Annotated in this window: 26 protein-coding genes; 13 read left to right on the top strand and 13 right to left on the bottom strand. The window is 58.7% G+C overall.

Annotation, left to right across the window (positions count from 1 at the left end; translation table 11 throughout):
* Positions 1–47: 47 nt before the first annotated feature.
* Positions 48–1643 (bottom strand): phosphoglycerate dehydrogenase, encoded by a 1596-nt coding sequence (serA, locus tag BMY44_RS16465; RefSeq protein WP_089996980.1) that lies wholly within the window; start codon positions 1641–1643, stop codon positions 48–50.
* Positions 1644–1712: 69 nt separating this feature from the next.
* Complete coding sequence (locus tag BMY44_RS16470; protein ID WP_089996981.1) at positions 1713–2852, bottom strand: phosphoserine transaminase; 1140 nt, start codon at positions 2850–2852, stop codon at positions 1713–1715.
* Between the two features lie 156 nt (positions 2853–3008).
* Here BMY44_RS16470 and serB point away from each other — a divergent pair, with 156 nt between their 5' ends.
* Positions 3009–3884 (top strand): phosphoserine phosphatase SerB, encoded by an 876-nt coding sequence (gene serB / locus BMY44_RS16475; RefSeq protein ID WP_089996982.1) that lies wholly within the window; start codon positions 3009–3011, stop codon positions 3882–3884.
* Complete coding sequence (locus BMY44_RS16480; RefSeq protein ID WP_089996983.1) at positions 3881–5011, top strand: trans-sulfuration enzyme family protein; 1131 nt, start codon at positions 3881–3883, stop codon at positions 5009–5011. Before serB ends, BMY44_RS16480 begins: the two co-directional genes overlap by 4 nt.
* Here the strand turns inward: BMY44_RS16480 and BMY44_RS16485 are convergent.
* Positions 5008–5388, bottom strand: a complete 381-nt coding sequence (locus BMY44_RS16485; protein ID WP_089996984.1) for a rhodanese-like domain-containing protein — start codon at positions 5386–5388, stop codon at positions 5008–5010. The genes BMY44_RS16480 and BMY44_RS16485 overlap by 4 nt on opposite strands.
* A 118-nt stretch (positions 5389–5506) precedes the next feature.
* On the opposite strand from BMY44_RS16485, the gene BMY44_RS16490 reads away from it, so the two are divergent.
* On the top strand, positions 5507–6010 hold the full coding sequence (locus BMY44_RS16490; protein WP_089996985.1) for a phage tail protein: 504 nt from the start codon (positions 5507–5509) through the stop codon (positions 6008–6010).
* A gap of 117 nt (positions 6011–6127) precedes the next feature.
* Here BMY44_RS16490 and BMY44_RS16495 read toward each other — a convergent pair whose 3' ends face one another.
* Positions 6128–6814, bottom strand: coding sequence for a response regulator transcription factor (locus BMY44_RS16495; protein ID WP_089997225.1), 687 nt, complete (start codon positions 6812–6814; stop codon positions 6128–6130).
* A gap of 159 nt (positions 6815–6973) precedes the next feature.
* Here BMY44_RS16495 and ribA point away from each other — a divergent pair, with 159 nt between their 5' ends.
* From ribA to BMY44_RS16520, 5 genes are all read left to right on the top strand, one after another.
* On the top strand, positions 6974–8050 hold the full coding sequence (gene ribA / locus BMY44_RS16500) for a GTP cyclohydrolase II (RefSeq protein WP_089997226.1): 1077 nt from the start codon (positions 6974–6976) through the stop codon (positions 8048–8050).
* A gap of 55 nt (positions 8051–8105) precedes the next feature.
* Entirely contained in the window at positions 8106–8600 is a 495-nt protein-coding gene (locus tag BMY44_RS16505) for a L,D-transpeptidase family protein (RefSeq protein ID WP_089996986.1), read from the top strand.
* 49 nt (positions 8601–8649) lie between these two features.
* Positions 8650–9153 carry an RNA pyrophosphohydrolase gene (locus BMY44_RS16510; protein ID WP_242650585.1) on the top strand — a complete coding sequence of 168 codons (504 nt, stop codon included), beginning with the start codon at positions 8650–8652 and terminating at the stop codon, positions 9151–9153.
* Between the two features lie 7 nt (positions 9154–9160).
* Positions 9161–9640, top strand: coding sequence for a hypothetical protein (locus BMY44_RS16515; RefSeq protein ID WP_089996987.1), 480 nt, complete (start codon positions 9161–9163; stop codon positions 9638–9640).
* Between the two features lie 65 nt (positions 9641–9705).
* Positions 9706–10113 carry a DUF1801 domain-containing protein gene (locus tag BMY44_RS16520; protein WP_089996988.1) on the top strand — a complete coding sequence of 136 codons (408 nt, stop codon included), beginning with the start codon at positions 9706–9708 and terminating at the stop codon, positions 10111–10113.
* A 3-nt stretch (positions 10114–10116) separates the two neighbouring features.
* Here BMY44_RS16520 and rnr read toward each other — a convergent pair whose 3' ends face one another.
* The 8 genes from rnr to BMY44_RS16560 all read right to left on the bottom strand — a co-directional run bounded on the left by rnr (position 10117) and on the right by BMY44_RS16560 (position 16472).
* Positions 10117–12357 (bottom strand): ribonuclease R, encoded by a 2241-nt coding sequence (gene rnr, locus BMY44_RS16525; RefSeq protein WP_089996989.1) that lies wholly within the window; start codon positions 12355–12357, stop codon positions 10117–10119.
* Positions 12358–12424: 67 nt separating this feature from the next.
* Positions 12425–13582 (bottom strand): succinyl-diaminopimelate desuccinylase, encoded by a 1158-nt coding sequence (gene dapE, locus BMY44_RS16530; protein ID WP_089996990.1) that lies wholly within the window; start codon positions 13580–13582, stop codon positions 12425–12427.
* A gap of 117 nt (positions 13583–13699) precedes the next feature.
* Positions 13700–14029, bottom strand: coding sequence for a hypothetical protein (locus tag BMY44_RS16535; protein ID WP_089996991.1), 330 nt, complete (start codon positions 14027–14029; stop codon positions 13700–13702).
* Between the two features lie 55 nt (positions 14030–14084).
* The gene (locus BMY44_RS16540) at positions 14085–14330 is read right to left on the bottom strand and encodes a GlsB/YeaQ/YmgE family stress response membrane protein (RefSeq protein WP_089996992.1); all 246 of its coding nucleotides are present in this window, start codon (positions 14328–14330) and stop codon (positions 14085–14087) included.
* A 56-nt stretch (positions 14331–14386) separates the two neighbouring features.
* Entirely contained in the window at positions 14387–14671 is a 285-nt protein-coding gene (locus BMY44_RS16545) for a hypothetical protein (RefSeq protein ID WP_089996993.1), read from the bottom strand.
* Positions 14671–14940 carry a hypothetical protein gene (locus tag BMY44_RS16550; RefSeq protein ID WP_089996994.1) on the bottom strand — a complete coding sequence of 90 codons (270 nt, stop codon included), beginning with the start codon at positions 14938–14940 and terminating at the stop codon, positions 14671–14673. Before BMY44_RS16550 ends, BMY44_RS16545 begins: the two co-directional genes overlap by 1 nt.
* The gene (gene dapD, locus BMY44_RS16555; protein ID WP_089996995.1) at positions 14940–15767 is read right to left on the bottom strand and encodes a 2,3,4,5-tetrahydropyridine-2,6-dicarboxylate N-succinyltransferase; all 828 of its coding nucleotides are present in this window, start codon (positions 15765–15767) and stop codon (positions 14940–14942) included. The genes BMY44_RS16550 and dapD overlap by 1 nt, the downstream gene beginning before the upstream one ends.
* 159 nt (positions 15768–15926) lie before the next feature.
* Positions 15927–16472 (bottom strand): thioredoxin family protein, encoded by a 546-nt coding sequence (locus BMY44_RS16560; protein ID WP_089996996.1) that lies wholly within the window; start codon positions 16470–16472, stop codon positions 15927–15929.
* Between the two features lie 67 nt (positions 16473–16539).
* On the opposite strand from BMY44_RS16560, the gene BMY44_RS16565 reads away from it, so the two are divergent.
* Together BMY44_RS16565 and BMY44_RS16570 are read left to right on the top strand one after the other, a co-directional pair.
* Entirely contained in the window at positions 16540–17385 is an 846-nt protein-coding gene (locus tag BMY44_RS16565) for an LOG family protein (protein WP_089996997.1), read from the top strand.
* A 167-nt stretch (positions 17386–17552) separates the two neighbouring features.
* Positions 17553–18044, top strand: a complete 492-nt coding sequence (locus BMY44_RS16570; protein ID WP_089996998.1) for a gluconokinase — start codon at positions 17553–17555, stop codon at positions 18042–18044.
* On the opposite strand, the gene BMY44_RS16575 is transcribed toward BMY44_RS16570, so the two are convergent.
* Positions 18041–19054 carry a LacI family transcriptional regulator gene (locus tag BMY44_RS16575; RefSeq protein WP_089996999.1) on the bottom strand — a complete coding sequence of 338 codons (1014 nt, stop codon included), beginning with the start codon at positions 19052–19054 and terminating at the stop codon, positions 18041–18043. The two genes, BMY44_RS16570 and BMY44_RS16575, sit on opposite strands and share 4 nt — an antisense overlap.
* 206 nt (positions 19055–19260) lie before the next feature.
* On the opposite strand from BMY44_RS16575, the gene BMY44_RS16580 reads away from it, so the two are divergent.
* The 3 genes from BMY44_RS16580 (at position 19261) to BMY44_RS16590 (ending at position 22404) form a co-directional block, all read left to right on the top strand.
* Positions 19261–20487 (top strand): ABC transporter substrate-binding protein, encoded by a 1227-nt coding sequence (locus BMY44_RS16580; protein ID WP_089997000.1) that lies wholly within the window; start codon positions 19261–19263, stop codon positions 20485–20487.
* A gap of 80 nt (positions 20488–20567) precedes the next feature.
* Entirely contained in the window at positions 20568–21485 is a 918-nt protein-coding gene (locus BMY44_RS16585) for a carbohydrate ABC transporter permease (RefSeq protein WP_089997001.1), read from the top strand.
* Between the two features lie 37 nt (positions 21486–21522).
* Positions 21523–22404 (top strand): carbohydrate ABC transporter permease, encoded by an 882-nt coding sequence (locus BMY44_RS16590; RefSeq protein ID WP_089997228.1) that lies wholly within the window; start codon positions 21523–21525, stop codon positions 22402–22404.

Below are 22404 nucleotides of genomic sequence, written 5' to 3' on the forward strand. Positions count from 1 at the left end.
TGCGTGACCTTGGGGCGCATCGCACGCCCCAAGGTCTGGAAAGGGCGCTAGCGTACGTCGAATGTAAGCGGTTTGACTTGGGTGAACTTGCCGGTTGCAATCAACGCATCAAGCGCCTTTGCAGGCACCGGTTCGTCAACGTAAAGCAACGCAATCGCCTCGCCCTTGGCCTCTTTCCGGCCGAGGGTAAAGTTCGCGATGTTCACGCCATTGTCACCCATGGTCTGACCCAGCGCACCGATGATGCCGGGTACGTCCTCGTTCGTGGTATAGACCATGTGTTCCCCGATCTCGGCGTCTATATTGATGCCCTTGATCTGGATAAAGCGCGGCTTGCCGTCGCTGAACACGGTCCCTGCAACCGAACGTTCGCGCTTGCCGGTGACGACGGTGACCTTGATGTAACCGTCAAACGTGCCCGACTGATCCTGTTTGGTGGTCGACACCTGGATGCCACGCTCTTTCGCGATGACGGGGGCGGACACCATATTCGTGTCGGGGTTCACCTTCTTCATGATGCCCGCGATAGTTGCCGCGGTCAGCGCTTCAAGGTTCATGGAAGACGCTTCACCGTCATAAAGAATGTTGATCGCCTTGATCGGTTCATCCGTCATCTGGCCGGTAAAGTTGCCAAGATGTCCGGCAAGCTCGATCCAGGGTCCCATGACCTTGGCTTCCTCTGCGGTCACGGACGGCATGTTCAGCGCGTTCGACACGGCACCCGTCAGCAGATAATCGGACATCTGTTCGGCAACCTGCAAAGCGACATTCTCCTGTGCCTCGGTGGTTGCAGCCCCAAGGTGCGGGGTCACTACGACATTTGGCAGATTGAACAGTGGTGAATCGGTTGCCGGTTCCACGGCAAAGACATCAAATGCGGCACCTGCCACATGACCCGACTTCAGCGCCTCTGCCAGTGCCTCTTCATCGACAAGCCCGCCACGGGCGCAGTTGATGATCCGCACACCTTTCTTCATCTTTGCGATGTTCTCACGCGACAGGATATTCGCGGTCTGGTCCGTAAACGGGACGTGCAAGGTAATGAAATCCGCATGGGCCAGCAATTCGGCCAGATCGACCTTCTTGACGCCCATCTTCTCGGCTTTCTCTTCGCCAAGGAACGGATCATAGGCCAAGACCTTCATCTTCAGGCCGCGCGCACGATCGCAAACGATACCACCGATATTGCCTGCGCCAATCACACCAAGCGTCTTGCCGGTCAGCTCGACGCCCATGAATTTCGATTTTTCCCACTTGCCCGCATGGGTAGAGGTGCTGGCCTCGGGAATCTGTCGCGCGACGGCGAACATCATCGCGATGGCATGTTCAGCTGTCGTGATCATGTTTCCGAACGGGGTGTTCATGACAATGATACCGGCCTTGCTTGCCGCTTCCTTGTCGATGTTATCGGTGCCGATCCCGGCGCGGCCGATCACCTTGAGGTTTTTTGCGGCCTCGATGATCTTTGCGGTTGCCTTGGTCGCGGACCGGATCGCCAACCCGTCATAGTCGCCAATGACCTTCAGCAAGGCGTCCTTGTCCTTGCCGAGGTCCGGTTTGAAATCGACGTCGATGCCGCGGTCCTTGAAGATCTGCACAGCAGCGTCAGAGAGTTTGTCAGAGATGAGTACTTTGGGAGCCATGAAAGTGGTCCTTTATGAGGTGGGACATGGGGCACGCCCCATGTGAAATGTGAAACAGAGAGGTCGGGATCAGGCGTTGATTTCGGCTTCGAACGCCCAGGCAAGCCATGGCAGCATGGCTTCGATGTCGGACGTTTCGACCGTTGCACCGCACCAGATCCGCAAACCGGCAGGCGCGTCACGATAGGCTCCGACGTCAAGTGCGACGTTCTCCGCTTCCAGCCGCTTTGCAACAGCTTTGGCAAAAGCCGCACCGTCGGTGATCCTGTCATCGGTGAACTTCAGGCACACGGATGTATTGGACCGCGTGGCAGGATCGACGGCCAGATTGTCGATCCAGTCATGTGCAGCGCAAAAGTTGAAAATCGCCCGCGCGTTGGCATTGGCACGGTGCATCAGCGCATCAAGACCGCCAATGGATTTACCCCATTTCAGCGCAAGCAAATAATCCTCGACCGCAAGCATCGACGGCGTATTGATCGTTTCGCCCTTGAAAATACCTTCAATCAGCTTGCCGCCTTTGGTCAGGCGGAAGATTTTCGGCAGTGGCCACGCCGGGGTGTAGCTTTCCAGCCTTTCAACCGCACGCGGACTCAGGATCAGCATCCCGTGGGCTGCTTCGCCGCCCATCACCTTCTGCCAGGAGAATGTCGTCACATCCAGTTTGTCCCACGGCAAATCCTGCGCAAAGGCGGCAGAGGTCGCATCGCACAGCGTCAGACCGGCACGATCGCTCGGGATCGCATCCCCATTCGGCATACGCACACCCGACGTCGTGCCATTCCACGTAAAGCAGACGTCATTGTCATAATTCAGCGCGGCCATATCGACGATTTCGCCATAGTCTGCGGTATGTGTCGTCGCCGCGATCTTCAGTTGCTTGACGACATCCGTGACCCAACCGGCCCCAAAGGATTCCCAAGCGACCATTTCCGCAGGGCGTTCGCCCAGCAAGGACCACATCGCCATTTCGAACGCACCGGTGTCAGAGGCCGGTACGATTCCGATCCGGTAATCGGCAGGAACGCGCAGGATTTCACGGGTCAGCTCGATGGCTTCGGCCAGCTTTGATTTACCAATCGCCGCACGGTGCGACCGGCCTAAAGGCGCGTCGGACAATTTTTCAAGGCTGAATACGGGGGGTTTGGCACAGGGGCCGGACGAAAACCGCGGATTTGCCGGCCGCGATGCCGGTTTGGTCGTAACCATTGCTGGTATCCTCACAGATATATGCCCTTCGTTGGGGAAGGGTGTCCCACGGATGCTGCTATTGCACCGGCAGACCTTTCACAAGCGCCGAAATGAAGCTAGACCGCCGCAACACCCTCTTTTCGCGACACGTTTTTCGCCAATAGGAAACTTCCGATGTTCGTCACGACCCTTCTCACATCACCGATGAACCCAACGCTGGACCCGGCACTGGTCGAGGCGCTGCGCAATGCGTGGGGCGGTGGCGATGTGGTTTGGCTGGCCCCCGACGAAGCCGCCGAATTCCAACACGAACGCGCGCCCGACAACGCCGCAGAGGTCTGGCGCAGCTGTCAGGAACAGAATGTCGATCTTGTGACGCAAACGCTTGCGACGCGTCGCAAGAAAATGCTGATCGCGGATATGGACAGCACCATGATCCAGCAGGAATGCATCGATGAACTCGCGGACGAGGCCGGGGTGGGTGCCCGTGTGGCGGACATCACCGCGCGCGCCATGAATGGCGAACTTGATTTCGAAGGGGCAATCGACGAACGTGTCGGCCTGCTGGCAGGACTGCCGGAAACGGTGATTGACCACGTCTTGCGCACGCGGATCACCTATATGCCGGGCGGTCTGACATTGACGCGCACCATGAAGGCACGCGGTGACTATGCGGCATTGGTGTCGGGCGGTTTTACCGCATTCACGTCCCAAGTCGCCGCCGACCTTCACTTTGATGAAAACCGCGCCAACACGCTCGAAATCGTGGATGGTAAACTGACAGGGCGCGTTGTGCGTCCCATTCTGGGGCAGAATGCCAAGCTCGAAGCACTCCAAGACATCACCGCGCGGCTTGGGATCACACCGGATCAGGCGATCGCGGTCGGTGACGGGATGAATGATTTGCTGATGCTCAAGGCCGCAGGTACGGGCGTCGCACTACATGGCAAACCGGCCTTGCAGGAAAAGGTCGACGTGCGGATCAACTTCGGCGACCTGACCGCACTGCTTTACATTCAGGGCTACGCAAAGTCAGAGTTCATCCTATGAAAAAACCCGCGACCATTGCCGCCCACGCCGGCGGCGCAATCGACCGACAAAGCGCTGGTGTCGTCCCCCCGATCCAGACGTCAACGACATTCCTGCGTGACGCAGACTACGGGCTGATCCGGCCCGACAATATTTACGCACGCGACGACAGCGACACGGTACGCCACGCAGAACACCTGCTGGCGCAACTTGAAGGCGCACAGGACGCGTTGCTCTTCCCTTCGGGCATGGCCGCGATTGCGGCACTGTTCCGGACGCTGCCAAACGATGCCAGCGTCGTGGTACAAAGCGGGATCTATTGGGGCACGACAAAATGGGTGCGGGATTTCTGCGAACGCCGCGAAATCACGCTGACCGAAACCGACGCGAGCGATCCGGCAGCACTGCAAGCAGCCTGCGAAGCGCATAAGCCAGCACTGGTCTTCATCGAAACGCCGTCCAACCCCTGGCTGAAAACGACCGATATCGCGGCCTCTGCCGAGATTGCGCACCAGGTGGGGGCGAAACTGGCGGTCGATGCAACTGCGGCAACGCCCGTGCTGATGCAGCCTTTGGCGCTGGGGGCCGATATCGTGATGCATTCGGCCACCAAAGGGATCAATGGTCACTCTGACGTGCTGGCAGGGGTGCTTGCGACGCGGGCGGTCGACGATCCGGTCTGGCACGCAATCAAGACCGACCGCCACGATGCAGGTGCAGTGATCGGCGCATTCGAAGCTTGGCTGCTGATCCGTGGTATCAGAACGCTGCCGTTGCGGGTCGAACGCATGTCGGAAAATGCGCTGGCGCTGGTCAAGCACCTGAGGAAACACCCGCAGATCGCCGATGTTTACTATCCGGGGCTTGCCGAACATCCAGGCCACGATGTGGCCCACCGACAAATGTCAGGGGGCTATGGCCCACTGCTGTCCGTACTGGTCCAGGGCGGTGCGCCCGAGGCGCTGAAGGTCGTCGGTAAGCTGCAGCTTTTCATGCGGGCCACATCGCTGGGCGGCGTGGAAAGCTTGGTGGAACACCGGCATACGATCGAACCGCACACCGGCATTCCGGAAAACCTGATCCGCGTCTCGGTCGGGATCGAGGATATCGGCGACCTGATCGCCGATTGGGATCAGGCGCTCAGTTAGGATTCAGTCGGACCACCAGCGTCTTTCCATCCCGGAAAGCCACCGATGTTCGTCACATTGGTAAAACCCATTTCTGTCATCGTTTTGCCAGCAAGTGCAGCCTGTCCGCCGGCACCGCAAACCAGATAGTAAGGGGCGGACTTGTCCTTGAAGATTGGATTGAACAGGTCTTCCATCGCGGGATCGGCATTGAATTCGATCATGCCACGCGGAACGCGGTTGGCACCTTTGATCGTGCCGCTTTCGGCGATGTCGGCACTGTCGCGCACATCGATGAAGGTGCCTTCGCCCTCGGCGTGAATCGCTATGGCATCCGCGCTGTCCATCGTTGGCACGGCTTCGTTCGCGGCTTCCATATAGTCTTTGGCAGTTTTCATCGGATGACCCTTGTTTGAATGATTAGAGCATTGAGCAGGATTGGCAGCCGACTGTCCAGATGTTTCGCTGACTTCGCACCGAAAACAGCGTAGACTTGCCTTATTTAGGAGAACGAAGATGGCTGAATTTACTGTCAATACGCACCGCCGTGACCCCTACAAGAATTTCAAGTTTCGCGTTCAATGGGATGGCCGGTATATCGCGGGTGTTTCCAAATGCAGCGGATTGCGCCGCACGACTGAAACGGTGGCATTCCGTGACGGTGGCGCGCCAAACCTGCCGGGATTCGGGCCGGGGAAAACGCAATTCGAACCGATTACACTGGAACGGGGGATAACCCATGATCCGGCATTCGAAGATTGGGCAAATGAGGTGTTCAATATTCAGGGCGATGCGGCGATGTCGCTCCGGAATCTGCGCAAGGACGTGCGGATCGAAATCTACAACCTTGCCGGGCAACTGGTGCTTGCCTATCACGTCTTCCGCTGCTGGGTTTCAGAATATCAGGCGCTGCCAGAGTTGGACGCACTTGGGGAATCAATGACCGCGTTCGAGCGGATCGTTCTGCAGCATGAAGGCTGGCAAAGGGACAAAGACGTCCGGGAACCCGAAGAGACATAAAAAAAGCCCGCGCACAAGGCGCGGGCCAGTCCAACAGGGAGGTGGTGATAAAAACCCGATCACCAGCGGGTTCATCCTTGGTCTAGATCGCTGCGGGGAGGCAGGCGTTGATCCAGATCAAGCAACTAGTCTGTAACCGCCAGATTCGGTCACAAGAAGGCGGGCATTGGACGGATCTGGTTCAATTTTTTGGCGAAGACGATAAATGTGTGTCTCCAGCGTGTGCGTGGTGACACCCGCATTATAGCCCCAGACCTCGTGCAGCAGGACGTCGCGAGCAACAACGCCTTCGGTTGCGCGATACAGAAACTTGAGGATGTTGGTCTCTTTTTCCGTCAGACGCACCTTTTTGTCGTCCTCGGTCACCAGCATCTTCTGGGCAGGCTTGAACGTGTATGGCCCAAGCTGGAAAACGGCGTCTTCGGATTGCTCATGCGTGCGCAACTGGCTGCGAATGCGCGCCAGCAGCACTGGAAACTTGAACGGCTTGGACACATAGTCATTCGCGCCCGCATCAAGGCCGTAAATCGTATCTGCATCAGAATCCTGTGCGGTCAGCATCACGATCGGGCATTTCACGCCTTGCTTGCGCATCAGGCGGCAAAGTTCGCGGCCATCCGTATCGGGCAGGCCGACGTCAAGGATCATCAGGTCGTAAAGCTGTTCCTTGGCCTTTGTCATCGCTTCCGCGCCGTCGGCGGCTTCGAAAACGTCAAAGTCCTCGGTCATCAAAAGCTGTTCACCCAGCGCTTCACGCAGGTCGTCGTCGTCATCGACAAGCAGGATTTTCTTGAGCTGAGCCATCTTGGCCTCCATTCGTGTGTAGGTTAGAAAATGTGTCCGGCAGGGCGTTTCGACAAGGATTTGCATCACTGTTTCACACGGACGTGTGAGAATGGCGGCAAATGTTTCAATTTCTCACGGCAGGGGCTATGGCTTGGCTTGGAAATGAAAGAAACGCCGATGTCATTTGCGCCAGATGTTACAGAACGGATCGCCCGTGCGCGGGCCGATCTGCGCATGGGCGTTCCTGTTGTGCTGTCCGAAGGGCTGGTCGTGCTGGCCGTCGAAACGCTGAATGCTGCGCGTTTCGCCCAATTGCGCACATTGGGCGGCGCGCCGGTTCTTACAGTGACGGGGTGGCGGGCAAAGACGCTGAAGGCGCGCGCCTATGACGGGGACTTGGCGCGGATCATCGTGCCTGACGAGGTGCATTTACCATGGGTGCAATCCATCGCGGACCCGGCGGACGATCTGAACCACCCGATGAAAGGGCCGCTGCAAACACTTCGCGATGGGGCGGCAGGACCGTACCGCGCGGCAATTGCACTTGCCAAGGCAGCCCGGCTTTTGCCAGCGGCGCTATGTGCCGAAATCGACGATCCGGCAGATTTCGCAACGCGGCATAATCTGACGATGATCAGCGGGTCCTCTGTGACAAAGGCCGCGCTAAGCGAAATGCACCGTGTCATCAGCGCGCGCCTGCCGCTTGCTGTGTCGGATGTCGGGCGGCTGCATATCTTTCGGCCCGAAGATGGCGCGGAAGAACATTACGCGATTGAAATCGGGCATCCCGACCGTAGTGCGCCGGTCCTGTCGCGGCTGCATTCAGCCTGCTTCACAGGAGATTTGCTGGGATCGCTAAAATGCGACTGCGGCCCACAACTGCGCGGCGCGCTTGCCCAGATGGGCGAAGCGGGGGCAGGTGTGTTGCTTTATCTCAATCAGGAAGGGCGCGGAATCGGTCTGGCCAACAAGATGCGCGCCTATGCATTGCAGGATCAGGGGTTCGATACGGTCGAAGCGAACCACCGGCTCGGGTTCGAGGACGATGAGCGCGATTTCCGCATCGGCGCGGAAATTCTGCGCAAGATGGGGTTTAATGCCGTCCGGCTAATGACGAATAATCCCGCAAAGATCGCCAAAATGGAAAGCTGCGGCATCACCGTCAGCGAACGTGTTCCGCTTCAGGTCGGCGGCAACGCCCACAACGCGGCCTATCTTGCGACAAAGGCCGAAAAGTCGGGGCATCTGCTTTGAGTGTCGCTGCCTCCGGCGGAAGTTTGATTGGACAAAGAAAGAGGACGTGCGGCGCATGACACCGGCAGACCTTGTGCTGACACCGACGCATCTGCGGTTTTGGGGCAGGCGCTTTCCCTGCACGATCGGGCGGGGTGGTCTGACCAACCGCAAGGCCGAAGGCGACGGTGCGACGCCGCGTGGGGTGCACCGGATTGTCGGTATGCTTTACCGGCCTGACAGGATGGCACGTCCGAGCGACTGGGCGCTGCCGATCAAACCGGGCGATCTGTGGTCCGATGATGTGAAAGACCCCGACTACAACATGATGGTGCGCGCGCCGCATCCTTTCGGCCACGAGGACCTGCGCCGGGCCGATCCGATGTATGATCTTGTCATCCTGACCGATTGGAACTGGCCCTATCCGGTTAAGGGGCGTGGGTCGGCGATCTTTATCCACCAATGGCGCGGCCCTGGCCGGCCCACAACAGGATGCATCGCGTTTCGCCGTGATCACCTGCAATGGATGGCACGAAGAATTCAGCACCGATCACGACTTGTTATCGCATAACGTCTGGACCTCGTGTCTGTATCAAGGCACACGAGGAAAGGCACGACCCATGAAACACCAAGGCCCCTTTATGACCCCGGACGACATCGCCGATTTGCCCTACCGCCCCTGCGTCGGGGTCATGCTGGCCAATACACGCGGGCATATCTTTGTCGGCCAACGCAAAGACCGTGACACGGACGCCTGGCAAATGCCACAAGGCGGCGTGGATGCCGGCGAAAAGACGCTTGATGCCGCCCTGCGGGAGTTGTGGGAAGAAACCGGCGTGACCGAAAAACTGGTCACGCTGGAAGCAGAAGCCCCCGAGCTGATCCGCTATGACCTGCCACACGACATCGTGCCGAAGATCTGGAAAGGCCGCTACCGCGGTCAGGAACAGAAATGGTTCCTGTTCCGCTTTCACGGATCCGACGACCAGATCAATATCGAAACGGAACATCCCGAATTCACACAGTGGAAATGGATGCCCAAGGATGAACTGGTCAGCAACATCGTGCCATTCAAACGCGAAGTTTACGAAAAGGTGCTCGCGGCATTTAACGGCAAGCTATGATCACCGCATGACCCGCATTGCGATCATCCTTGTGCTGACAGTGCTCTGGGCCGGGCAGGCTGCGGCGCTGAGTTGTCTGCGTCCCGATCCGGTGCGGTCTTTTCAACAGTTCAAGGACGCCCCCGAGGCCTATCATATCCTGTATGGAACGCTGTCCTTTGACGAAAACCTGATGCCGCAAGGCGTCGTGAATGAAGAACGCAATCCGCCACCTGTTACAGCGCAGTTCGTCGGCAAGGGCCTGACGAGTGAAGGCTTCAGCGTCGATCTTGACCGCGCTATAACGCTTCAGCCGATCTGCGCGGGGCCGTGGTGCGGCAGCATCGCATCAGATGTGCCCTATCTGATGTTTGCGCAAGTCGAAGGGCCTGCAATCACGCTGGCCATTCCGGCGTGTGGCGGGACTGCATTTGCTGATCCGACCGTCGCCGATCTGGACCAGATGACCCGCTGTCTGACAGGCGGCTCCTGCAGCCCGGAACCCTGAATCCCGGCTGACGATCATCTGCAGATGAGGTATATCTGACGGATGAACAACTTTCGGGTCAAAACATGACGCCAACGTTTGCGCCTGATGTAAAGGCCGTATTCGATGCCGCTTGCCCAGACGACAGGGCAGGGATGCTGGCGTTGCGGCAACTGGTTTTCGAGGTCGCGGACCAAACGCCGGAAGCAGGCAAGATCGTGGAAGTTCTGCGGTGGGGGCAGCCAAGTTACATCACGCCAGATACCAAATCCGGCACGACAATCCGGATCGCCGAGGTGGAAGCAGGCGGCTTCGGGCTTTTTGCGCACTGCCAAACCACAGTGATCTCTGACTACGCGACACATTTCCCAGGGCAGGACAGGATCGACGGCAACCGCGGCATCCTGTTTGCGGGTAAGGACCAGATTGATCCGGCACGCCATGGGCTGCTGATCAGATCGGCACTGACTTACCATCTGAAAAAAGAGAATTAGCGCCTACTTGCGGCGGCGTTTCACCTTGCGGGCGATTTTCGCCGATTTCTTTTTTGCGGCCCCGACCTTGCGGCGGGGCGGTTTACCGCGCCCTTTCGCAGGACCCTTTGGCATCAGGCGTTCATCAAGGCGGATAAGCTCTGCCGTCAGACCACCGGTGACCGGAGTGACCTCGGCCAGTTTCACCGTGACGCGCTGCCCCAGCCCGATAACAGTCCCCGTGTCAGCCCCCATCAGCGTCTGTGTGTCCGCATCATAGTGGAAATACTCCGCCCCCAATGTGCGGATCGGAATCATCGCATCGGCACCGGTTTCATCCAGCTTCACAAAGACACCGAACTTGGCGATCCCGCTGATGCGCCCGGTCATTTCTGTTCCGACACGATCCGCCAGAAACGCGGACAGGTAGCGATCGGTCGTGTCGCGCTCTGCCATCATCGAGCGGCGTTCGGTGTCGCTGATCAGCTTGCCGGTATCTTCCAGATGTTCAACATCCCACGGCGACAGGCCATCCTTGCCCCAGCCATGCGCCGAAATCAGCGCGCGATGCACGATCAGATCGGAATAGCGGCGGATCGGCGACGTGAAATGCGCATAAGCGCGCAGGGCCAGCCCGAAATGTCCGAAATTCTCGTGGTGGTAATAGGCCTGCGTCATCGACCGCAGGGTGTTGAGATTGATTAATTCGGCCTGATCGGTGTCCTTTGCCTGCGCCAGCAAACGGTTTAGATGTGAGGTCTTCAGCACCTGCCCCTTGGCAAGCTGCAGACCGGATGCATCGGCCACATCGCGCAGCGCGTCCAGTTTTTCCGGCGTCGGTTCCTCGTGGACGCGGAACAGCAGTGGTGACTTTTTGGCAATCAAGGTCTCGGCGGCGGCAACATTGGCCAGCACCATGAATTCCTCGATCAGCCGGTGGGCGTCGAGCCGTTCCTTGAAATTGACGGATGTGACGGTGCCGTCATCGCCAAGCACGATCTGGCGCTCCGGCAGGTCAAGCTCAAGCGGCTGTCGCACCGCCCGCGCCTTTTTCAGCGCCTCATAAGCGGCGTAAAGCGGGCGCAGCACGTCCTCCAGCAACGGCTCTGTTTTCTCATTGGGCTGCCCGACAATCGCGGCCTGCACCTCTTCATAGTTGAATGACGCGGACGACCGCATCAGGGCGCGATGGAATTCGTGGCTGACCTTGTTGCCGTTCCCGTCAATGCGCATCGACACGGCAAGGCAGGCGCGATCGACGTTTTCATGCAGGGAACATAGATCACCCGACAGCGTATCGGGCAGCATCGGCACAACACGATCAGGGAAATAGGTGGAATTGCCGCGCTTGCGGGCTTCATGGTCAAGCGGGCTGTTGGGGCGGACGTAATGGGCGACGTCAGCAATCGCGACCCAGATCGTGAACCCGTCGTCATGGGCCTGAACGTAACATGCATCGTCGCGGTCGCGCGCATCCCAAGGGTCGATCGTGACCAACGGCAGATCACGCAGATCCGTCCGCTTGCCCAATGTGGCAGGCTTGGCGGCATCCGCTTCAGCAACGACGTCGTCGGGGAAATGATCGGGAATGCCATGCTGGTGAATGGCGATCAGGCTGACGGCCTTGGGTTGGCTTGGATCACCCAAGCGGTTGACGATGCGGGCCTTGGGCAGACCCATCCGTCCTTTGGGACCAGCCTGCTCAACCTCGACAAGTTCGCCGTCCTTCGCCCCACCAGTTGCACCGGCGGGAACGATCCATTCCTTGTCGCTGCCCTTGTCGATGGGCAGGATACGCCCGCCTTCGGAACCGGCGCGGAAAATGCCAATGATGCGCAAAGGGTTCGCCCCGATCCGGCGGATCATGCGGGCGTGATAAGGGTGATCGTCCTTCGGGGTCTGCGTCAGACGGCCCAGAACACGGTCGCCCGGACCAAGCGCGGGATCACCGTTGCGCAAGGACAATAGAACAGTCGGCTCCACACCTTCGCCGTTCCACTCCATTGGCTTGGCGATCAGGTCGCCATCCGCATCGGGGCCAACAATCTCCAGCACGCCGACAGGGGGCAGGGTCTCCGGGTCGCGATAACTGCTGCGGCGCTTTTGCAGCTGGCCGTCAGCCTCCATCTCCTTGAGGATCCGCTTAAGGTCGATGCGCTGTGCACCCTTGATGCCGAACGCGCGCGCGATATCGCGTTTCGCGGTGCGCGCCGGATTGTCGGCGATGAAATCAAGGATGTCCTGTTTGGAAGGGATCTGTGCCATATCGCTGGCCTATCATGCAGACAGCAAATGTCGAGAGGGCGCGCACCGCAAATGCGGCAATACCCAATTAGCGGGAGGTGTCTGCAAAGTAGTCCGACAGGATGCGGGCATAGATCGCCTTGAGCTGGATAATATCCTTGACCGGCACCCGCTCATCGACCTGATGCATGGTTTTCCCTACCAGCCCGAACTCGACCACAGGGCAGTGATCCTTGACAAAACGGGCATCCGACGTGCCACCAGAGGTGGACAACGCAGGTACCTGTCCGGTCTCCGCCTGCACGGCCTTGCCGATCAGATCGGACAGCGGACCGGGTGGCGTGACAAAGCTTTCGCCGGATACTTTGACACGCAACGCGATGTCGATACCGGTGGCCGCAGCGACTTTGTTCGCCTCATCCTGCAGCCACGCGGTCAGGCCGTCGCCCGAATGCAGGTCGTTAAAGCGGATATTCACCGTGGCCGTGCATTGCGCAGGAATGACGTTGGTCGCCGGATTACCGGTGTCCACCGTCACGATCGCCAGCGACGAAGGGTCGAAATGATCGGTCCCGTCGTCCAGCGTATACGACCCCAGAACATTCATCAGCCGCGCCATCGCATGCAGCGGGTTCTTGGCACGATGCGGATAGGCGGAATGACCCTGCACGCCGGTAAAGGTGAACCAGACGGTCAGCGAACCGCGCCGCCCGATCTTCATGGCCTCGCCCATATGGTTCGGGCTTGTTGGCTCCCCGACAAGGCAGTCGGTCATGCGCTCGTTGTTTTCAGCCATCCAGTCAAGCAGTGCTGTGGTGCCATCCAGCGCATCGGCTTCCTCGTCACCGGTTATCGCGAGCACGACCGCGCCGTCCGGCGGGGTGGCACGTACGAAATCGACAGCTGCTGCGGCAAAGGCCGCGACACCCGATTTCATGTCGGTCGAACCGCGCCCGTACAGAAAGCCATCTTTGATCGCGGCCCCAAATGGATCGACGGTCCAGTCCTTGATGTTGCCCACGGGTACGACATCGGTATGGCCATTGAAACCAAACGTACGGTTGGCTCCTTTTCGGCCCCAACGGGCGTAAAGGTTGGCAATGCCGTTGCGATCGACGCGGGTGCATTCAAAATCGGCACCCGACAACAGCTTTTCCAGCAAAACCAGTGCCCCGCCTTCGGCTGGGGTGACGGATTCGCAACGCACCAGATCGGCGGTCAGGGCGACGGGGTCAATCGGTGTCATGAACGAATCTCCATTAGGCGAGGCCAGACCGGCGACGGGGAAAAACCAATCTGCAGGCAAAGTGGCGCATAACCGTCAGCCCCACGACACGCTGATAGGTGCTTGCCCCGCAACACATTAGGCCTCGTCGAAAAAAGGGGTCATCTGGGCAATGATGACGCTGTTCTCGACAAGGGCGCGCTGCATCAGAGCCTCTTCCTCGTCGCTGATATCATGACCTTCGGCACGACGTTCTTCCAGCGTGCCATAGCCCGACACATCAAGCGGGGACAAATCGGCCTGCTTCAGTATCGCGACGGTCTCGCGGACAGCCTCCGCTTCGTCCACACCACTAGCATAACACATCAGGGCACCGCCGGTTGACCCCTCCGGCAGTCCGTCATTCTCGTTGCGGCCGACTTCGACCAGCAGCGTGTAAACCTGTTGTTTGCGCGGTGTCTTCGCCATCGGCCCGTCCTTGTTCTGCGCGCCGTGGATGCGGCGTCAGGACCGGCAAGTCAAGCTAGCTCGACAAACGGCGATAGGCCGCAATCAGGGCGGCCGCCCCTGCAGCACCGACAATCAACTGCGGCAGCCATGAACGTTCGGCATAGATCCCGAACCAGCCAAGGATCATGTTCAACAGACCTGCACCGACGATCCCCAGAATGATATTCAGGATCAGGCCGGTGTCGGCTTTCATGAAGATGCTGGCGAGCCATCCGGCCAGTCCACCCACGATCAGGCTTCCAAAAAATCCGATACCCATGTCAGTCTCCTCTGTTTCAGCGTCACCCTAACATGTGAACGGCGAAAGAAGATGTTTCAAGCGTCAGTGTTCTTTTCGATCCAGCGCGACTTTGCGGCCCAAAGCGCCGAAAGGATCAGAAACACCTGCGATGGAATGAAGAATAGCACAACGATCAACGCAATGGTCAGTCCGACAGCAGGCTCGTTCGCGCGAAACCACGCAGCAAACGGGCCCCAGGCGATCAGAACCGCAAGAACGACAGAAAGAAGATCAGCCAGAACAAGGCCCCATGCACCGACGAAAGACGGGCGCACGCCTGCCGCGATCCGCCGTTTCGCGATGCTGCGGGACAAAAGCATCAATAGCGCCTGCGCGACCGCGCGGCCCAGCGGCAGGCATTGATCAAAACGCCTGCAGGAAAGATCACGTAGAGAACGAACAGGAAAAAACCACTCGCCTGATCGCTCGGCTGTCCGGCATAGATCAGCGTCATGATCGGATCAAACAAAAGCGCAAGCAAAGTGGTCACGACAACAATATCCAGAACCACAAGCGACCACGCCGCTGCAGGCGACGGCCGTCTGTCGGCCGCGACCCGGTTCCTGCCGATCACGGCCGAAAAGAACATCAGTCGCGCAGCAACTCGTTGATACCGGTCTTGGAGCGCGTGCGCTCGTCAACACGCTTCACAATGACAGCGCAATAAAGGTTCACATCGTTCTTGGACGGCATCGACCCGGCGACAACAACAGAATAGGGCGGCACCTCGCCATACATGACTTCACCGGTTTCGCGATCCACGATCTTGGTGGACTGGCCAATAAAGACACCCATACCAAGAACGGATCCTTCGCGGACGATGCAGCCTTCAACAACTTCGGAACGCGCGCCGATAAAGCAGTTGTCCTCGATAATGGTCGGTCCCGCTTGCATCGGCTCCAGCACGCCACCGATCCCGACGCCGCCGGACAGATGCACGTTCTTGCCGATCTGGGCGCAGGACCCGACGGTCGCCCATGTGTCGACCATCGTGCCTTCATCGACATAGGCACCAAGGTTCACGAATGATGGCATCAGCACGACGCCGGGGGCGATATAGGCAGACTTGCGCACGACGCAGTTCGGAACGGCACGAAACCCGGCCGCTTTCCACTGGTCGGGTCCCCAGCCCATGAACTTGGAATCAACCTTATCCCACCAGCCGCCAGCTTGCGGCCCACCTTCTTGTTGTTCCATGTCCTTGATGCGGAAACCAAGCAACACGGCCTTCTTGGCCCACTGGTTCACGTGCCAGGATCCGTCGTCCTGCTTTTCGGCAACGCGCAGCTTACCGCTGTCCAGGGCGTTCAGCGTATCTTCGATCGCGTCACGCTGTTCGCCACGGGTCTGTGGCGTGATTGAATCACGGGCATCCCACGCAGCTTCGATGGCGGTTTCAAGTGCGGCATTCGACATGGTAATCCCTCGTGCAGTTGCAAAAACTCGCGCTGGCTATAAGCGCAGGATGGCACCGGCGCAATGTCGCGTTAACCCAAAATCAAGGTTAACGCCCCCCTTTCGTCTTTCTGTGTCCACTCAAACTTCGGGGTGAGCCGCAGGCGAGGGGCAGCGCCCCTAGCGCCATTTGATCGAACAGCCCATCGACGGGGTCTGCACGCGCGGCCCGCCCGCACCCTTCGCGACAGACATCATGGCGTTGCGCAATTCAGGCACGCGGTTGGCCGCATCCTTCATCATCGCGCTATCGATCCGGCCGCGATATTGCAATCCACCAGCCCGATCGAATCCGAATAAATCAGGTGTGCAAACAGCACCATAGGCACGGGCAACAGACTGATCCTCATCCACAAGGTAAGGCACGGTCAGCCCGTGCGTGTCAGCAAAAGCCAGCATCTTGTCCGGCGCATCCGCCGGGTAGGCGGCATAGTCATTGGACATCACACATGCCACACCGACCCCGGCCTCCTTGATTGCGTTGATGTCTGCCACCAGCCTGTCAATAACGGCGATGACATACGGACAATGATTGCAAATGAATGCGATCAGCATGCCGTTCCCGCCCATCACCCGATCGCGTGTCCACGCGACACCATCTGGCGTTTTCAGTTCGAAATCAGGGGCCTGCCAACCGAAATCGCAGACGGGCGTTTCAAGCAACATGTTGTTCTCCCATTGCATCTTGGGGCCGCACAGGTGACCCTGTCGCAAAGCAAGAAAAGGCGACGACATGAACGAACAGCGCAATCACCCATTCCGCGACAGCAGCCAGGACCGCGAGACAGCATCGCATATTCCGGTCACGCCGCAAACCCAGGCCCCGTCCTACCGCCTGGCATTCGCGGACGAGGACTTCATGTGCCGCGACGAACTGCGGCCCGTGCGGTTGCAACTGGAACTGCTGAAACCGGAAATGGGCATGAACGAGGCGGGCGTGAACTCGACCATTGTTCTTTTCGGCGGTGCGCGCATCCCCGAACCGGCGAACAAGGGCAGCGCCAAGACGGAAACACTCGCCGAACTGTCAAAATACTATGAAGAGGCGCGGCGTTTCGCGCGGATCATGACGGAACGCTCGCTCGAAAACGGCGGCACGGACGATGTCATCGTGACCGGCGGCGGGCCAGGGGTGATGGAGGCGGGGAACCGCGGCGCAATGGAGGCGGGCGGCAAATCCGTCGGCCTGAACATCGTGCTGCCCCACGAACAGGCACCAAACACCTACGTAACACCCGAACTTTGCTACAATTTCCACTACTTCGCGATCCGCAAGATGCACTTCTTGATGCGGGCCAGCGCGATCACGGTGTTCCCGGGCGGGTTCGGCACGCTGGATGAAACATTCGAGGCGCTGACGCTGATCCAGACCGGACGCATGGCGCGCGTGCCGTTCCTTCTGTTCGGGCGGTCGTTCTGGGAAAAAATCATCAACTGGGACGCATTGGCGGACGCGGGCACTATCTCGCCCGAGGATCTGGAACTCTTCCGGTTCGTGGAAACCGCCGAAGAAGCAGTCGCCGCGTTGGACAACTGGGAAGGCAAAGGCGAAAAAAGAGGCGCAATTCCCGGTCGCTGAAATGGGCCTGTCGTTACACAGTCTTAGGACGAACCATGCTAAACTGCATATGGAACGCGCAAAACATGGGTCTTATAGTGCATTTCGAATTGGCGGCTGTACACAAACCCACCGCGCATGGGCACCGCAGCAGGTGAACCGGCAGACCGAAGGCTGGAAGTACGCAGATGAATGAAGTCATTCTTGTCATGGGGGTCGCTGGGTGCGGAAAAACGACAATCGGCAAGACACTTGCCGAAGCCCGGGGCGCGGCCTTTCTGGACGCAGACGATTATCACCCGCCCAAAAACGTGACCCACATGGGGGCCGGAAAACCGCTGAACGATGAACTGCGCTGGCCTTGGCTTGATGCGCTGGGCGATGCGGTCCGCGCCAGCGCACGTGACAGGCCGACTGTGTTCACATGCTCCGCGCTCAAGCGGATATACAGGGATTACCTGCGGGCCAGCGTGCGCTATCGGCTTGTATATCCGGACGCGCCTTTTGCGGTGGTGTCGCAACGGATGGCCGCGCGCAAGGATCACTTCATGCCGGTTAAGCTCTTGCGCAGCCAGTACCATGTCCTCAATCCGCCCACGAAAGACGAAGAACCCATCGTGGTGTCAATCGAACAACCGCTCGAAGATATCATCGCTGACATCCAGACCGCGCTGTCTTAATCGTCAGTCGGGACTTCAAGCTCTTGCATCGGGGGTTTTTCAGGATCACGGATCGCTTGGATTGCGGCCTTGGCCAGAAACGCGCCAGCCGTGCCGACACCTTCCGTGATGGTCAGGATGTCGGGCCGGAACAATCGCAGAAATGGCATCGCTTCCTTGGTATGCAAATCCAGCTGCTGGCCCAGCGTGATGCCATGCGCCTCGATCGCCGTAATGGCGGCCATCGTGGCCGAGGTCGAGGCACAGATAAGGCCGTCGATCTCCGGCCTGTCGGTCAGAACGCGCTCCAGAACACGCACGACCTCGTCACTTGCACTGTCCGATGTCGCCCCCTCCAGTAACAACATGGTCTGGCCATTCGCATCGCAACGGGCTTTCACGCCATCCAGCATGTGCTGCGCATAATTGTGCGACAGGGGCGGTGCCAACAGTGCGATATGCTTGCGTCCGCGTTGGTGCAGGCGATCCGCAGCGATTTGTCCAAAGACCCCGTTGTCAAAATCAAAATAGGGGTGGCGGTCCGACCAGTTGCTGCGCCCGTGCGTGGCAAATGGAAAATTACGCTCCATCAGATAGGCCACGCGGGGGTCTTCGGGCTGGATCTGGTTCAGGATCAACGCATCTGCTGACCCGGTCTCCACGATATAACGGACCGGCTTCATCGGGTCTTCATCCGGAAAGAACGGCGTGACGATCAGATGATAGGGCGTATCGCGCAGACCACCCGCAACGGAAGAGATCAGACGCGCGGAATGGTTCATCACATCATGTTCCGTCGACATGACAAGGCTGATGACATTGGTGCGTCCTGTGCGCAGGCGGACACCCGCGCGGTTGGGCACGTAACCAATCTCGTCGGCGATACGGCGGATCAGCTTCTTGGTGCTGTCACCGATATCCGGCGCGTCATTCAGCGCTCGCGACACGGTCGGGACCGCGAGCCCGCTAATCCGCGAGATGGTCTTGAGTGTTGGTTTCGCGTCGGACGCTATGGATTTTTCGGAAGGCATATGACCCCACCACCCCGATTCTCACGCTTTCACCGCAGCGACACCCTTAGATAGGTTGCGCGAAACCTTTTTCAAACCCAGTGTTTTCAGGCCGTTGATAGAAGGTTACGTTGTTGGCGCTAACTTCGTATGATTATTTCTTGCCAGATCATTCTAAAACGATATAGATTTTTCTACAACGATTTAGAACCAGGGAGGAAAGAATCGTGAAACTCACAACAAAACTGCTGGCAGCTACCGCGATCGTCGCTGCATCTTCGGCGAATGCCGTTGAACTGGAAGTGACGCATTGGTGGACATCCGGTGGTGAAGCTGCGGCTGTCGCCAAGTTTGCGGAAGCATGGAACGCGACAGGCAACTCTTGGGTTGACGGTGCGATCGCGGGGTCCGGCGGAACGGCGCGCCCGATCATCATTTCACGGATTCTGGGCGGCGACCCGATGGGCGCGACACAGCTGAACCACGGCCGTCAGGCGGAAGAGCTGATCGAAGCCGGTCTGATGCTTGATTTGACAGATGTTGCCGAAGCCGGTGGCTGGAAAGATATCGTAAACCCGTCCTCCTTGCTGGATTCCTGCACGCTGGACGGCAAAATCTATTGCGTGCCAGTGAATATCCACTCGGCGCAGTGGCTTTGGCTGTCACATGACGCCTACGAAGCAGCTGGTGTACCGGTTCCAGCAAACTGGAACGAATTCGTAGACTCCGCACCTGCACTTCAGGAGGCAGGCATCGTCCCACTCGCGATGGGCCAGCAGGGCTGGCAGCAAAACCTTGCTTTCGGGGCAATCACGATCGCCGTTGCAGGTCTTGATGCATGGCGCGAAGTGACCGTGAACAAGAACGCTGACGTGGCCCGTGGCCCGGAATACACCGCCGTTTTCGAAGCGGTCGCAGCCGCCCGTGAACTTGCGCGTGATTCCAACGTTCAGGACTGGAACGAAGCCACCAACATGGTGATCACAGGCAAAGCCGGTGCACAGCTGATGGGTGACTGGGCGCAGGGTGAATTCTCTGTCGCGGAACAAGTCGAAGGCCAGGACTATTCCTGCCTGCCGGGTCTTGGTCTGAATGAAATCCTCGATACCGGTGGTGATGCCTTCTACTTCCCAGTGAACGACGATCCTGAAATCACAGCCGCCCAGAAAGAACTGGCAGCACTCCTGATTTCGCCAGAGGTTCAGGTGTCCTTCAACCTCGCCAAAGGCTCGCTGCCCGTGCGCGGTGACATCGACATGGCAGCTGCGAACGGCTGCATGCAAAAAGGTCTCGGCATTCTTGCAACCGGTGGCATCCTGCCATCCGGCGATATGGCACTGTCCGCAGATACGCAGACCCAGATCGAAGATCTGATGGCGCAGTTCTGGTCCTCGGACATGCCAGCTGCCGAGGCGCAGGAAAAGTACGCCGCCCTGATCGAGAGCGCTGACTAAGCGATCTCTTATCATTGGCCCGGTGTTCGCGCACCGGGCCACTTTCCTTTTCCAACCCTTGCATTGACGGAGCCGACACGATGACCGTGGCCTCGGATACCCCCGCACGCACCGCAAAACGCCCCAACAGGTTGTTCAAGAACCTGTCCGCAAAGATCGCATCGATCCCGATGATCATCACCGCGCTCTTCGTCTTCGTGGGCGGAACGACATGGACGGTGGTCTACTCCTTCACCGGGTCGCGGATGCTGCCAAAGCTGCAGTGGGTCGGGCTGGACCAATACGATCGACTCTGGACATCGGACCGCTGGATCATCTCGATCAAGAACCTCGCGCTCTACGGGTTCTTCTCGATGATCCTGACGCTGCTGATCGGCTTCTGCCTCGCGGCCTGCCTTGACCGGAAAATCCGGTTCGAAAGCGCATTCCGCACGATTTTTCTCTACCCTTTTGCGCTGTCCTTCGTCGTCACCGGGCTTGCGTGGCAATGGATCCTGAACCCCGACTTCGGGCTGCAAAGCCTTGTGCGCAGCACAGGGTGGAGCACATTCACCTTCGACCCGCTCAATAACCCCGATATCGTCATGTTCGGCCTGCTGATCGCGGGCATCTGGCAAGGGTCGGGGCTGATCATGTGCATCATGCTCGCCGGTCTGCGCGGGATCGACGAAGACATCTGGAAGGCGGCCAAGGTCGACGGGATCGGAACAATCAAAACCTATGTCGTCGTCATCATCCCCATGATGCGGCCGGTGTTCATCACGTCCCTCGTGCTGATCGCCTCGGGGATCATCAAACTCTACGATCTTGTCAGGGCGCAAACCGACGGCGGTCCGGGGATCGCATCCGAAGTGCCCGCCAAATACGTCATCGACTACATGTTCCAGGCGCAAAACCTCGGGCAAGGCTTCGCGGCCTCGACGATGATGCTGTGCTCTGTCGTGATCATCCTGATCCCTTGGGCGTATCTCGAATTCGGAGGCAAGAAACGTGGCTGATCCGGCAACTCTCAACGCGGCAGTGGCCGCCGGCGCGATGGTTGGGCCCGCGGGCCCGAAACCGAAACGGCGCTTTTCGCGGGCGAACATCTTTCTCTACGGCACGCTGATCATGGTCAGCATGTATTACCTGCTGCCGCTTTACGTCATGATCGTGACCTCGCTGAAAGGCATGCCCGAAATCCGGATGGGCAATGTTTTCGGGCCGCCAATGGAAATAACCTTTCAGCCATGGGTCAAGGCATGGGCCGAAGCCTGCACCGGGCTTGATTGCACGGGGCTGTCCAAAGGGTTCTGGAATTCGGTGCAGATCCTGATCCCGTCGGTATTCCTGTCGATCGCGATCGCGTCCATCAACGGCTACGCGCTGTCGAACTGGAAATTCAAAGGGTCCGAGGTGTTCTTTACGATCCTGATCATCGGGGCGTTCATCCCCTACCAGACAATGCTTTACCCCATCGTGATCATGCTGCGCGAAATCGGGCTGATGGGTGATCTTTGGGGGCTGGTCCTGGTGCACACCGTCTTCGGAATGCCGATCCTGACGCTGCTGTTCCGCAACTACTTCTCATCCGTGCCAGAAGAACTGTTCAAGGCCGCAAGGGTCGACGGGGCGGGGTTCTGGCAGATCTATTTCCAGATCATGCTGCCGATGGCGCTGCCGATCTTCGTGGTCGCGATCATCCTGCAGGTCACGGGCATCTGGAACGACTTCCTGTTCGGGGTGATCTACACCAAGCCGGAAACCTATCCGATGACGGTGCAGCTCAATAACATCGTGAACTCGGTGCAAGGCGTCAAGGAATACAACGTCAACATGGCGGCGACCCTGCTCACCGGCCTCGTGCCACTCATCATCTACTTTGCCTCTGGCAAACTTTTTGTCCGCGGTATCGCCGCGGGTGCCGTGAAGGGCTAG

The sequence above is a fragment of the Cognatiyoonia koreensis genome, from assembly GCF_900109295.1.
Lineage (GTDB): Bacteria > Pseudomonadota > Alphaproteobacteria > Rhodobacterales > Rhodobacteraceae > Cognatiyoonia > Cognatiyoonia koreensis.